This window comes from Pseudomonas sp. BIGb0176, assembly GCF_024810175.1.
Taxonomy (GTDB): Bacteria; Pseudomonadota; Gammaproteobacteria; order Pseudomonadales; family Pseudomonadaceae; genus Aquipseudomonas; species Aquipseudomonas protegens.
The window spans coordinates 514830-527812 of the sequence record NZ_JANUEC010000003.1; the positions used below are offsets into that span (position 1 = coordinate 514830).

Consider the following 12983-nt stretch of genomic DNA (forward strand, 5'->3'; position numbering starts at 1 on the left):
GCGGCGGGCTTACTTCTTCTGCTTGGGAATGCGCACCAGTTGGCTGTTGGAGTAGATGTCGTGCCAACTGCGTTTCTGCTTGTCCACCAGCACCCAGAAGAAGCCCAGGCCGGCACACAGCCAGGACGCGATCGACACCATGAAGCGCAACAGCGCCTGCCACAGGCTGATACGGCTGCCGTCGGCGTTCTGCACCCGGATACCCCAGACCTGCATGCCCAGGGTCTGGCCGGAATGGGTCCAGAACTTGGCGAAGAAACCGAACAGTACGAACAGCAGCACCGTGGAGTACAACGGGTCACCGTCCAGGGCGCCGGATTCGGTCAGGGTACGCATCCGCGCCTCGCCGATGATCTGCATCTGGATCAGCTTGTAGATGCCACCCGTGACAATCAGCAGGGCGACGCAGAGTAGAAAATCATAGAACATCGCTGCCAGGCGACGACCCAGGCCGGCGGCGGGGAATTCGCCTTGGGGGCTTAGCAGATGTTTCGACATGACAGGCTCTCGACTGAAAAAAGAAGCCATTTTACGGAATTGCGCGCACAAAAAAGCCCCTGATGTCAGCATCAGGGGCTTTTTCGTTACAGACGATTAAGCTTCTGCTTGTACTTCGTCAGCCTGCATGCCTTTCTGGCCTTGCACAGCGATGAAGGTCACTTTTTGGCCTTCTTTCAGGCTCTTGAAGCCGTTGCCCTGAATGGCGCGGAAGTGTACGAACAGATCCGGACCGCTTTCTGGAGTGATAAAACCAAAACCTTTCTCGTCGTTAAACCACTTGACGGTACCGCTCTGACGTTGGGACATTTCTTATTTCCTTTGACGCTAAAAAATTAATGACAGTCTCTTTCTCATGAAAGAGTACTGGGCTGGGTTGCAGGAAAGTAAGAGACGTCGAACGGGTTGTAGCAAACTTGTTAGCTACTGCCCAGGTCACGATTCCAAGCGACCCATGCAAACACAGTGGGGAAACTCTACGCCAACTATGGGAGAAAAAACAAGCCCCGCGAAGCCCCGGTTTTACTCAGCTTGCCGAGGTTTGGCGGAACTAGCGTGCGGGGCTTATTCGATAGAGTTGTTCAATTGTTTTCGGGCGTTATAAGTGAAGTTCAGTATCGAAAATATGCACTGTTTTATGGCGGTTGCGTTACAGATTAGTGCACTTTTAACGCAACCGCGTTACTTATAGAAACAGTCCCTCAGCCGCGGTAGTAGCGTTGTGGCACGAATGGCATTTTGCTTACAAGCATTGGCACCTTTTTCCCACGAACTATTGCTGCAACTGGCGTATCGAGTGCGCAGTGCTCTATGTCGAGGTAGCCCATGGCCAAGGGGCCGCCCAGGGTCGGGCCAAAACCGCCGCTGCACACGCTGCCGATAACCTTGCCTTCGGCGTCGACGATCTCTGCACCTTCACGTACCGGTGTGCGTTCCTGGGGCAGCAGGCCGACGCGTTTGCGGCTGACACCGCCTTGCTGTTGGGCAAAGATCACCTCGGCACCGGGGAAGCCGCCGGCGCGGGCGCCATCGGCACGACGTGCCTTGGAGATGGCCCACAGCAGGCTGGCCTGGATCGGCGTGGTGTCGCTGTTCATGTCATGGCCATAGAGGCACAGGCCGGCTTCCAGGCGCAGGGAGTCGCGGGCGCCAAGGCCGATGGCCGCTACTTCCGGCTCGGCCAGCAGGGCACGGGCGAGTTTTTCCGCCTGGGCCGCCGGCACCGAGATTTCGAAACCGTCTTCGCCGGTGTAGCCCGAACGGCTGACAAAGCAGTCCACGCCCAGCAGGGTCACCGGCTTGAACTGCATGAAGGTCATCTGCGCCACCTCCGGCGCCAGGCGCGCCAGCACCGTGACCGCAGCCGGGCCTTGCAGGGCCAGCAGGGCCCGTTCCTCGAACAGCGGTTGAATGTCGCATTGCTCGCCCAGGTGGCGGCGCAGGTGGGCCAGGTCCTGGTCCTTGCAGGCGGCGTTGACCACCAGGAACAGCTGTTCGTCCCCCAGGTTGGCCACCATCAGGTCATCAAGGATGCCGCCCTGTTCGTTGGTGAACATGGCGTAGCGCTGCATGCCCACCGGCAAGTCGATGATATCCACCGGCACCAGGGTCTCCAGGGCCTGGGCGGCATTGGCGCCGCGCAGCAGGATCTGCCCCATGTGGGACACATCGAACAGCCCGGCCTGTTCACGGGTGTGCTGGTGCTCCTTCATCACTCCCAGCGGGTACTGCACCGGCATGTCGTAGCCGGCGAACGGCACCATGCGGGCGCCGAGTTCCAGGTGCAGGCTGTGCAGCGGGGTTTTCAACAGTGTTTCGGTGGACATGGGCAACTCCTGAAAAAAAACGTGCGGATACAGGCTGCGTATCAGCACTCGATAATGTTCACGGCCAGACCGCCACGGGCGGTTTCCTTGTATTTGCTTTTCATGTCGGCGCCGGTCTGGCGCATGGTGCGGATGACCTTGTCGAGGGAGACGAAGTGCTGCCCGTCGCCGCGCAGGGCCATGCGCACCGCATTGATGGCCTTGACCGAGCCCATGGCGTTGCGCTCGATGCAGGGCACCTGCACCAACCCGCCAATGGGGTCACAGGTCAGCCCGAGGTTGTGTTCCATGCCGATTTCCGCGGCGTTCTCCACTTGCTGCACGCTGCCGCCGAGGACCTCGCACAAGGCCCCGGCCGCCATCGAGCAGGCCACGCCCACTTCACCCTGGCAGCCGACTTCGGCGCCGGAGATCGAGGCGTTTTCCTTGTAGAGGATGCCGATGGCTGCGGCGGTGAGGAGAAAACGCACCACCCCGTCTTCGTTGGCCCCGGGAATGAAGCGCATGTAGTAGTGCAGCACCGCCGGAATGATTCCGGCCGCACCATTGGTGGGGGCGGTGACCACCCGTCCGCCGTTGGCGTTTTCTTCATTCACCGCCAGGGCATAGAGGTTGACCCAGTCCAGCACCGACAAGGCATCGCGCAGCGCCGCTTCCGGGTGCTTGCACAACTGGCGGTGCAGGGCCGCGGCACGGCGCTTGACCTTGAGCCCGCCGGGCAGGATGCCTTCGTTGCGGCAGCCGGCATCCACGCAGTCCTGCATCACCTGCCAGATCTTCAGCAGGCCGGCGCGGGTTTCAGCTTCCGGGCGCCAGGCACTTTCATTGGTCAGCATCACCTGGCTGATGGACAGGCCATAGGTAGCGCAATGTTGCAGCAGTTCCTTGGCATTGCGGAAAGGGAAGGTCAGGCGGGTGGTGTCTTCAACGATGCGATCGGCCCCGGCGGCATCTTCATCCACGACGAAACCACCGCCCACGGAGTAGTACTCGCGGCTGCGGATCTGCAAACCGGCGCTGTCGAAGGCACGAAAGATCATGCCATTGGGGTGATAGGCCAGGGGCTTGCGGATCATGGCCAGGTGTTCTTTCTCGTTGAACGCAATGCTGTGTTCGCCGAGCAGGTTGAGGCGCGCGCTGCTGCGTATTTCCTGCAGGCGCGCGGCGATGTTTTCGGTATTCACGGTGTCCGGGTGCTCGCCTTCCAGGCCCAGCAGCACCGCCTTGTCGCTGCCGTGGCCTTTACCGGTAGCGCCCAGCGAGCCGTACAGCTCGACCTTGACGCAGGTGGTGGCCTTCAGCAGGTCTTCACGGCGCAGGCCTTCGACAAAGCGCGCGGCGGCGCGCATCGGGCCGACGGTGTGGGAGCTGGAGGGGCCGATGCCAATCTTGAACAGGTCGAACACGCTCAGGGACATGTTGGTTCTCCGGTTTCTTATTGTGATGCTCGGCACGCAGGCACTTGTAGGCGCGGGCTTGCCCGCGATCCAGGCGCGCTGTTCGACCCGATTGATGGGGCTCGCTCATCGCCGGCGAGCCGGCTCCTACAGGTATACGCGGTATCTGCAGGGGCACGGCTCTCCAGTGATGGACGGCTTACGCGTCCTGGTAGCTCTCGATCGAAGGGCAGGCGCACACCAGATTGCGGTCGCCGAACACGTTGTCGACCCGGCCAACCGGCGGCCAGTACTTGCCTTCCACCAGGGATGCCACTGGGTACACCGCCTGTTCACGGCTGTATGGATGGGACCACTCGCCCACCAGTTCGGCCGCGGTGTGCGGAGCGTTCTTCAGCGGGTTGTCGTCCTTGTCCAGGGCGCCGTTTTCCACTGCGCGGATTTCTTCGCGGATGCGGATCATGGCGTCGCAGAAGCGGTCCAGTTCTTCCTTGGATTCGCTTTCGGTGGGCTCGATCATCAGGGTGCCGGCCACCGGGAACGACATGGTCGGCGCGTGGAAGCCAAAATCGATCAGGCGCTTGGCCACGTCATCGACGCTGATGCCGCTGCTGTCTTTCAGCGGACGCAGGTCGAGGATGCATTCGTGGGCCACCAGGCCGTTGCTGCCGGTGTAGAGCACCGGGTAGTGCTCTTCCAGGCGGCGCGAGATGTAGTTGGCATTGAGGATCGCCAACTGCGAGGCGCGCTTGAGGCCGGCGCCGCCCATCATGCTGATATACATCCAGGTGATCGGCAGGATGCTGGCGCTGCCGAACGGAGCGGCACAGACCGCGCCTTTCTTGTTTTCCAGCGCGGCATGGCCGGGCAGGAAGGGCGCCAGGTGCGACTTGACGCCGATCGGGCCAACACCCGGGCCGCCACCGCCATGGGGAATGCAGAAGGTCTTGTGCAGGTTCAGGTGCGACACGTCGCCACCGAACTTGCCCGGCGCGCAGAGGCCGACCATGGCGTTCATGTTGGCGCCGTCGATGTACACCTGGCCGCCGTTGTCGTGAATGATGCCGCAGATTTCGCGGATGCCTTCTTCGAACACGCCGTGGGTCGACGGGTAGGTGATCATCAGCGCGGCGAGGTGCTCGCGGTGCTCGATGGCCTTGGCCCGCAGGTCCTCGATGTCGACGTTGCCGCGGGCGTCGCAGGCGGTGACCACCACGCGCATGCCGGCCATGTTGGCGGTGGCCGGGTTGGTGCCGTGGGCCGAGGAGGGAATCAGGCAGATATCGCGGCGCTCGTCGCCACGGCTCTGGTGATAGGCACGAATGGCCAGCAGGCCGGCGTACTCGCCCTGGGAGCCGGCGTTGGGCTGCAGCGACACCGCGTCGTAGCCGGTGGCAGCGCACAGCATCGCTTCCAGCTCGGTGGTCAGTTGCTGGTAGCCGGCGCTTTGCTCGGCGGGAGCGAAAGGGTGCAGCGCGCCGAACTCGGCCCAGGTGATGGGGATCATCTCGCTGGCGGCGTTGAGCTTCATGGTGCAGGAGCCCAGCGGGATCATGGTGCGATCCAGGGCCAGGTCCTTGTCCGCCAGCTTGCGCAGGTAGCGCATCAGCTCGGTTTCCGAGTGATAGCGGTTGAACACCGGGTGGCTGAGGATCGCCGACTGGCGGACCAGGGCAGCGGGGATGGCGCTGGTGACCGCCGCCGCGAGTGCCGCGAAGTCCGGCGCGGCCTTGCCATCGCCCAACAGGCTCCACAGGCCTTCAACGTCGGCCTGGGTGGTGGTTTCGTCCAGGGACAGACCGAGGCGCTCGGGGTCTATCACCCGCAGGTTGATGCCCTGGGCGCGAGCCTTGTCGTGCAGCGCAGCGGTGCGGCCAGCGGTGTGCAGGCTCAGGGTATCGAAGAAGCTTTCCTGCTCCACGGTCAAGCCCAGCTGGACCAGGCCCTTGGCCAGGATCGCGGTCAGCTGGTGGATTCGCTGGGCGATCTGGGTCAGGCCCTTGGGACCGTGGTACACGGCATACATGCTGGCGATGTTGGCCAACAGGACCTGGGCGGTGCAGATGTTGCTGGTGGCCTTCTCGCGGCGGATATGCTGCTCGCGGGTCTGCATGGCCAGGCGCAGGGCCGGCTTGCCGAAACGGTCCACCGAGACGCCCACCAGGCGGCCGGGCATGTCGCGCTTGAAGGCATCGCGGGTGGCGAAGTAGGCCGCATGCGGGCCACCAAAGCCCAGGGGCACGCCGAAGCGCTGGGCACTGCCGATGGCCACGTCGGCGCCGAATTCCCCGGGCGGGGTCAGCAGGGTCAGGGCCAGCAGGTCGGCGGCCACGGCTACCAGGGCGTTGGCAGCGTGGAAACGCTCGGTCAGCTCGCGGTAGTCGAACAGGTCACCGTTGCTTGCCGGGTATTGCAGCAGGGCGCCGAAGAACGGGCTGACGTCGGTCAGCTTGCGCTCATCGCCCACCACCACGTTGATCCCCAGGGGCTCGGCACGGGTGCGCAGCACATCGAGGGTCTGTGGGTGGCAATGCTGCGAGGCGAAGAAGGCGTGGCTGCCCTTGTTCTTGCTCAGGCGCTTGCAGAAGGTCATGGCTTCGGCGGCGGCGGTGCCTTCGTCCAGCAGCGAGGCGTTGGCGATCGGCAGGCCGCTCAGGTCGCTGATCAGGGTCTGGAAATTCAACAGGGCTTCCAGGCGACCCTGGGAGATTTCCGGCTGGTACGGGGTGTAGGCGGTGTACCAGGCGGGGTTTTCCAGGAGGTTGCGCAGAATCGGCGACGGCGTATGGCAGTTGTAGTAGCCCTGGCCGATATAGGTCTTGAACAGCTGGTTCCTGGCGGCGATGGCCTTGATCGAGGCCAGGGCCTGGGCTTCGCTCAGGCCCTGGCCCAGCTCCAGTACGCTGGTGCCCTTGATGCTCTCGGGAATCACGCTGGCGCTCAGGGCTTCCAGGGAGTCGAAGCCGAGGCTATTGAGCATGGTTTGCTCATCGCCCTGGCGCGGGCCGATGTGGCGCGCGATGAATTCGTTGGCGGTGCTCAGGTTGACGGTCATGGCGGCTCCTCAGGCTTCGGCGCTGGCTTTGATCAGGCGGTCGTAGGCGTCCTGGTCCAGCAATTGGCCAACGGCAGCGGCATCGGCAGGGATGAAGCGGAAGAACCAGCCTTCGCCCAGCGGGTCTTCGTTGACCAGTTCCGGGCTGTCTTCCAGGGCCGGGTTGGTGGCGACCACTTCACCGTCCAGGGGCATGTACACGCCGCTGGCGGCTTTCACCGATTCCACGGTGGCGGCTTCGGCGCCCTTGTCGTAGCCCTGCAGCTCCGGCAGTTGCACAAACACCACATCACCCAGGGCGTTCTGGGCGAAAGCCGTAATGCCGACGGTGACACTGCCATCCGCTTCGGTACGCAGCCATTCGTGATCTTCAGTAAAACGCAACTCGCTCATGGAAACTCCTCAGGGGCCAGACTCGTCTGGTGGACGCGATTGAATGCTCGGACAGCGCCGAGCCGAATGGCAATGTCCATAGCAAGAACACGGCCAATATTTATTTGGCCGTTGTAAATCAAGGGGTTGAGTGTTTTTTGTAGAGAATGGAATTTCACGGCCGTAGCGAAAACGCTACAGCACGGGGTGCGGAAAAAAGGCTTTGAGGATCAAAGCCTTGCACGGCTGCGATTGCAAGGCTTTGTAGCGAAATCGTTCCACTGTAGCGCTTTCAGTACAGATGGAGGTCGCTTTCAGAGCGGCAGGCGCAAGCTCAGGCCTTGCTGGGAATGCCGTATTTGCGCAGGCGGTGGGCAATCGCGGTATGGGAGGTCTGCAAGCGGTTGGCCAGTTGCCGGGTCGAGGGGTAACTGACGTAGAGGTTTTCCAGCAGCTCCTTCTCGAAGGCTTCCACGGCCTGTTCCAGGCTGGCCACTTCGGCATCGTTCTGGCGGGCTACCGAGGTGCCGGCAATGTCCAGGTCACCGATGTCCACCAGGTTGCTCTCGCAGATCGCCGCCGCACGGAAGATCACGTTCTGCAATTGCCGCACGTTGCCCGGCCAGCGGTTGCCCAGCAGCGCCGGGTAGGTCCCCGGTGTCAGCCGGCATACCGGCCGCTGGATCTGCGCGCAGGCCTGCTGCATGAAGTAGCGGGCCAGCAGCAGGATGTCCTGGCCGCGTTCGCGCAGCGGTGGCACTTCCACGTTCAGCACGTTGAGGCGATAGAACAGGTCTTCGCGGAAGGTGCCTTCGTTGACCATTTTTTCCAGGTCACGATGGGTGGCGCTGAGGATGCGCACGTTGACCTTGATCTCGCGATCGCCACCGACCCGGCGAAAGCTGCCGTCATTGAGAAAGCGCAGGAGCTTGGCCTGCAGGTAGGGCGACATCTCGCCGATTTCATCGAGGAACACCGTGCCCTGGTTGGCCAGCTCCATCAGCCCCGGCTTGCCGCCGCGCTGGGCGCCGGTGAAGGCGCCGGGGGCATAGCCGAACAGTTCGCTCTCGGCCAGGTTTTCCGGCAGCGCCGCGCAGTTCAGGGCCAGGAACGGCGCGCCGTGGCGGGCGCTGATGGCGTGGCAGGCGCGGGCCACCAGTTCCTTGCCGGTGCCGGTTTCACCCTGGATCAATAGTGGTGCGTCCAGCGCTGCGACCCGCTGCGCCCGGGCCTTGAGGGTGCGGATCGCCGGTGATTCGCCGAGCAGGGCATCGAAGCCTTCGGCGTGGTCGTGATGCAGGGCCGAGAGCCGTTCACCGATGCGGTTGGGCGGGTACAGGGTCAGCAGGGCACCGGCGTCGGTAATGGGAGTGGCGTCCAGCAGCAGGGTCTGGCCATTGACGGTGATTTCCCGCAGCGGCAGGCGAAAGCCGTTTTCCAGCAGGGCCTCCAGCAGTGCGGGGTCGGCAAACAGCTCGGCGACGCTTTCCCCGGCCGGTTCGCGACCATACAGGGCGATCAGCGCCGGGTTGGCCAGCAGCACTTTGCCGGCACTGTCCAGGGCCAGCACCGGATCGGTCATGGCCGCCAGCAGGGCGTCCAGTTGCAGGTGCCGGCGTTGCCCGGGAAGGATGTCCACCACCGTCACCGCCTGCACGCCACGTACGTTGAACAGCGCATCGCGCAGTTCTTCCAGCACCTGGGGGCTCAAGGTCGGGGCATCGATATAGACGTTGGGCGGCACCATTTCCACCGCATCCAGGTTGAGGTTGCGCCCGCCCAACAGGGCCAGGACTTCCTGGGTGATGCCGACGCGGTCGATGAAGCTGACGTGGATACGCATGGGGTGACTGACGGTTCTGCAAAGCGGAGGGTGGCCAGTATGCCTTGGGGCAGGGGCTTAGTCGAAATCGTCACGCATGCCGCAGGAGCCGGCTAGCCGGCGAAGGCGGGCCGGGCAGCGATGCAGGGCCGTGGTCAGTTCGCCGGCACGTCGGCCCCAGCAGGGGATCGGGGGTTATGCAAGGTGCTCGGGTTTCACCGGGTCGCCGGGCTTGACGTCCAGTTGCTTGCGTACGTCCTCGAACATTTCGTCGTAGTACTTGTGCATCGAGGCAATGCTGGCGCTCTTGGGCAGGCCGTGCTGCTGGGCGAGGCGGGTGGCGTGGCGGGCGAAGTCGAAAGCCAGGTCCTTGGCCAGGAAGAACTGCTCCTTCAGGGACTTGTCTTCGATGGTGCCGTGCAGGGTGAACATCATGCCCTTGCCCTCCTTGGGGTCGTGGGCCACTTCGTAGTCAATGCACAGGTTGTAGCTGAAGTCGTCCTTGTTCAGCGCATGGCGCTCGATATGCAGGTGACCGGGCTCAAACATGGCCATAGGCTTCTCTCCTCCAGGGCTTTGAAATGAGGGCAGGCGCCGGGCCTGCCCCGAGTTTTCACTGCAAGCGTCTTACAGGTAACTGATGCCAGGTTGCGCGGTGCTGATGCGGGTGCCGGCCTTGCCCTGGACGATCGCTTCGATGTCCGAGAGTGAACCGATCACTGCGGTTTTGCCAGTGTGCCGGGCAAATTCGCAGGCGGCCTGGACCTTCGGCCCCATGGAGCCGGCGGCAAAGCCCAGCTTCTCGATTTCGTCCGGGTGGGCCTGGCCGATGGCCTTCTGGGTCGGTTTGCCGAAGTCGATGAACGCCGCGTTGACGTCGGTGGCGATCACCAGCAGGTCGGCTTCCAGTTGCTCGGCCAGCAGCGCCGAGCACAGGTCCTTGTCGATCACGGCCTCGATGCCCTTGAGCTTGCCATCCTCGCCGTACATGGTGGGGATGCCGCCACCGCCGGCGCAGATCACGATGCTGCTTTTTTCCAGCAGCCACTTGATCGGACGGATCTCGAAGATGCGCTTGGGTTTCGGGCTGGCCACTACCCGGCGGTACTTGTCGCCATCCGGGGCGATGGCCCAGCCTTTTTCCTTGGCCAGCTTCTCGGCTTCTTCCTTGCTGTAGACCGGGCCGATGGGCTTGGTCGGGTTCTTGAATGCCGGGTCCTTGGCGTCCACTTCCACCTGGGTCAGCAAGGTGGCGAACGGCACCTCGAAGTCCAGCAGGTTGCCCAGTTCCTGTTCGATGATGTAGCCGATCATGCCTTCGGTCTCGGCGCCTAGCACGTCCAGCGGGTAGGGCGAAACCTGGGTATAGGCCGCCGCTTGCAACGACAGCAGGCCGACCTGCGGGCCATTGCCGTGGGCAATCACCAGTTGGTTGCCGGGGTGGATCTTGGCGATCTGTTCGGTGGCGATGCGGATGTTGGCGCGTTGGTTGTCCGCGGTCATGGGTTCACCACGACGGAGCAGGGCGTTACCGCCCAGTGCAACGACGATACGCATAATGCAGTCCTTCTAGAGTCCGGTGCCGGCGCCGCCTGGGCGGCGCCGGTGCTGGAGGGGGATTACAGGTCGGCCAGGGTCGAAACCAGGATCGCCTTGATGGTGTGCATGCGGTTTTCCGCTTGCTCGAAGGCGATGCAGGCGGGCGACTCGAACACGTCGTCGGTCACTTCAATGCCGTTGGCCAGGTGCGGATACTGCTCGGCGATCTGCTTGCCGACCTTGGTATCGCTGTTGTGGAAAGCCGGCAGGCAGTGCATGAACTTGGTCCGTGGGTTGCCGGTGGCTTTCATCAGCTGGGCGTTGACCTGGTAGGGCAGCAGTTGCTCGATACGCTCGGCCCAGGCTTCCACCGGTTCGCCCATGGAGACCCAGACGTCGGTGTGAATGAAGTCCACGCCCTTGACCGCGGCTTTCGGATCCTCGGTGAGGGTGATGCGGGCACCGCTTTCCTCTGCGTATTGCTTGCAGCGCTGCACCAGGTCGTCATGGGGCCACAGGGCCTTGGGCGCGCAGATGCGCACGTCCATGCCGAGCTTGGCGCCCACCAGCAGCAGAGAGTTGCCCATGTTGTTGCGCGCATCGCCCAGGTAGGCGTAGCTGATCTCGTGGATCGGCTTGTCGGCGTGCTCACGCATGGTCAGCACGTCGGCGATCATCTGGGTCGGGTGGTATTCATCGGTCAGGCCGTTGAACACCGGAACCCCGGCGAATTTCGCCAGTTCTTCGACGATTTCCTGCTTGAAGCCGCGGTACTCGATGGCGTCGTACATGCGCCCCAGCACTCGGGCGGTGTCCTTCATGCTTTCCTTGTGGCCGATCTGCGAGGAGTTGGGGTCGATGTAGGTGACGTTGGCGCCCTGGTCATAGGCCGCCACTTCGAAGGCGCAACGGGTACGGGTCGAGGTCTTTTCGAAGATCAGGGCGATGTTGTTGCCCTTGAGGTGCTGCTGCTCGGTGCCGGTGTACTTGGCGCGCTTGAGGTCGCGGGACAGGTCCAGCAGGTAGCGCAGCTCACGTGGGGTGTGGTGTTCCAGGCTCAGCAGGTTACGGTTGTGGATGTTGAAAGCCATGATGGATCTCCTTTGATTTCGGTCGTCCACTTGCCGAGGCCCTTTGTAGGGGCAACGGCAAGCTGCTATGTCGGATAGGGCGCTTAGTAGTCGATCGGGTCGCGGATGATCGGGCAGGTCATGCAGTGGCCGCCGCCACGGCCCCGGCCCAGTTCGCCGGCGCTGATGGTGATGACCTCGACCCCGGCCTTGCGCAGCAGGGTGTTGGTGTAGGTGTTGCGGTCGTAGCCGATGACCACGCCGGGCTCCACGGCCACCACGTTGTTGCCGTCGTCCCATTGCTCGCGCTCGGCGGCGAAGGCGTTGCCACCGGTTTCCACCACGCGCAGGGCCTTGAGGTTGAGGGCCTTGGCCACGGTGTCGAGGAAGCTGGTCTCTTCGCGGCGCACATCGATGCCGCCGGGCTTGCTTTCGTCAGGGCGCAGGCTGAAGGCGACGATCTGGCTCACCACTTCCGGGAAGACCGTGACCAGGTCGCGGTCGCAGAAGCTGAACACGGTGTCCAGGTGCATCGCCGCGCGGGATTTCGGCAGGCCGGCGACGATCACGCGCTCCACGGCCTTGTGCTTGAACAGGTTCAGCGCCAGTTGTCCGATGGCCTGACGCGAGGAGCGCTCGCCCATGCCGATCAGGACCACGCCGTTGCCGATCGGCATCACGTCGCCGCCTTCCAGGGTGGCGTTGCCGTGTTCCTGGTCCGGGTCGCCGTACCAGATCTGGAAGTCGGCGTTGGTGAACTCGGGGTGGAACTTGTAGATGGCGGTGGTCAGCAGGGTTTCCTGACGTCGCGCCGGCCAGTACATCGGGTTCAGGGTCACGCCGCCGTAGATCCAGCAGGTGGTGTCGCGGGTGAACTGGGTGTTGGGCAGCGGCGGCAGGATGAAGCTGGAGTGGCCGAGGAAGTCGCGGAACATCTCGATGGTCTTGCCACCGAAGCTGGTGGGCAGGTCATCGGCCGATACACCGCCGATCAGGTACTCGGCGACCTTGCGCGGCTCCAGGCTGCGCAGCCACGAACCGACTTCGTTGACCAGGCCCAGGCCGACCTGGTTGGCGGTGATCTTGCGCTCCAGAATCCAGTCCAGGGCTTCGGGCATGGCGACAATGTCGGTCAGCAGGTTGTGCATTTCCAGCACATCGATATCCCGCTCACGCATCTTGGTGACGAAGTCGAAGTGGTCGCGTTTGGCCTGGGCCACCCACAGCACATCATCGAACAGCAGTTCATCGCAGTTGTTCGGGGTCAGCCGCTGATGGGCCAGGCCTGGGGAACAAACCATGACTTTGCGCAGTTTGCCGGCTTCGGAATGTACGCCGTACTTAACTTTTTCCGTGGTCATTACTGTGATCCTCCAGAGACAAAACAATCGGGGGTGTTGCTAG

Annotated in this window: 11 protein-coding genes; all 11 read right to left on the reverse strand. The window is 63.1% G+C overall.

Going from position 1 to position 12983, the window contains the following annotated elements:
- Window positions 1-9: 9 nt before the first annotated feature.
- Window positions 10-498 (reverse strand): RDD family protein, encoded by a 489-nt coding sequence (locus M2395_RS20475; RefSeq protein ID WP_077934668.1) that lies wholly within the window; start codon window positions 496-498, stop codon window positions 10-12.
- Between the two features lie 96 nt (window positions 499-594).
- Complete coding sequence (locus M2395_RS20480) at window positions 595-807, reverse strand: cold-shock protein (protein ID WP_007977299.1); 213 nt, start codon at window positions 805-807, stop codon at window positions 595-597.
- Window positions 808-1199: 392 nt separating this feature from the next.
- Window positions 1200-2324, reverse strand: a complete 1125-nt coding sequence (gene gcvT / locus M2395_RS20485; protein WP_019094558.1) for a glycine cleavage system aminomethyltransferase GcvT — start codon at window positions 2322-2324, stop codon at window positions 1200-1202.
- Window positions 2325-2365: 41 nt separating this feature from the next.
- Entirely contained in the window at window positions 2366-3742 is a 1377-nt protein-coding gene (locus tag M2395_RS20490) for an L-serine ammonia-lyase (protein WP_065365373.1), read from the reverse strand.
- A gap of 178 nt (window positions 3743-3920) precedes the next feature.
- A complete protein-coding gene (gene gcvP, locus M2395_RS20495; RefSeq protein ID WP_077934667.1) occupies window positions 3921-6776 on the reverse strand; it encodes an aminomethyl-transferring glycine dehydrogenase in 2856 nt (951 codons plus the stop codon).
- A 9-nt stretch (window positions 6777-6785) separates the two neighbouring features.
- Window positions 6786-7169, reverse strand: a complete 384-nt coding sequence (gene gcvH / locus M2395_RS20500) for a glycine cleavage system protein GcvH (RefSeq protein ID WP_011062894.1) — start codon at window positions 7167-7169, stop codon at window positions 6786-6788.
- 313 nt (window positions 7170-7482) lie between these two features.
- Complete coding sequence (locus M2395_RS20505; protein WP_011062893.1) at window positions 7483-8991, reverse strand: sigma-54-dependent transcriptional regulator; 1509 nt, start codon at window positions 8989-8991, stop codon at window positions 7483-7485.
- Between the two features lie 174 nt (window positions 8992-9165).
- Window positions 9166-9525, reverse strand: a complete 360-nt coding sequence (locus M2395_RS20510; protein WP_041119603.1) for a DUF5064 family protein — start codon at window positions 9523-9525, stop codon at window positions 9166-9168.
- A 72-nt stretch (window positions 9526-9597) separates the two neighbouring features.
- Window positions 9598-10527 (reverse strand): carbamate kinase, encoded by a 930-nt coding sequence (gene arcC, locus M2395_RS20515; protein ID WP_011062891.1) that lies wholly within the window; start codon window positions 10525-10527, stop codon window positions 9598-9600.
- A 62-nt stretch (window positions 10528-10589) separates the two neighbouring features.
- A complete protein-coding gene (locus M2395_RS20520; protein WP_015636749.1) occupies window positions 10590-11600 on the reverse strand; it encodes an ornithine carbamoyltransferase in 1011 nt (336 codons plus the stop codon).
- Between the two features lie 83 nt (window positions 11601-11683).
- A complete protein-coding gene (arcA, locus tag M2395_RS20525; protein ID WP_011062889.1) occupies window positions 11684-12940 on the reverse strand; it encodes an arginine deiminase in 1257 nt (418 codons plus the stop codon).
- Between the last annotated feature and the right edge of the window lie 43 nt (window positions 12941-12983).

Excerpts from the sequence above, each read along its gene's own strand:
- M2395_RS20475 (WP_077934668.1), bottom strand. The coding sequence starts at position 498 with ATGTCGAAACATCTGCTAAGCCCCCAAGGCGAATTCCCCGCCGCCGGC.
- M2395_RS20480 (WP_007977299.1), bottom strand. The coding sequence starts at position 807 with ATGTCCCAACGTCAGAGCGGTACCGTCAAGTGGTTTAACGACGAGAAA.
- gcvT (WP_019094558.1), bottom strand. The coding sequence starts at position 2,324 with ATGTCCACCGAAACACTGTTGAAAACCCCGCTGCACAGCCTGCACCTG.
- M2395_RS20490 (WP_065365373.1), bottom strand. The coding sequence starts at position 3,742 with ATGTCCCTGAGCGTGTTCGACCTGTTCAAGATTGGCATCGGCCCCTCC.
- gcvP (WP_077934667.1), bottom strand. The coding sequence starts at position 6,776 with ATGACCGTCAACCTGAGCACCGCCAACGAATTCATCGCGCGCCACATC.
- gcvH (WP_011062894.1), bottom strand. The coding sequence starts at position 7,169 with ATGAGCGAGTTGCGTTTTACTGAAGATCACGAATGGCTGCGTACCGAA.
- M2395_RS20505 (WP_011062893.1), bottom strand. The coding sequence starts at position 8,991 with ATGCGTATCCACGTCAGCTTCATCGACCGCGTCGGCATCACCCAGGAA.
- M2395_RS20510 (WP_041119603.1), bottom strand. The coding sequence starts at position 9,525 with ATGGCCATGTTTGAGCCCGGTCACCTGCATATCGAGCGCCATGCGCTG.
- arcC (WP_011062891.1), bottom strand. The coding sequence starts at position 10,527 with ATGCGTATCGTCGTTGCACTGGGCGGTAACGCCCTGCTCCGTCGTGGT.
- M2395_RS20520 (WP_015636749.1), bottom strand. The coding sequence starts at position 11,600 with ATGGCTTTCAACATCCACAACCGTAACCTGCTGAGCCTGGAACACCAC.
- arcA (WP_011062889.1), bottom strand. The coding sequence starts at position 12,940 with ATGACCACGGAAAAAGTTAAGTACGGCGTACATTCCGAAGCCGGCAAA.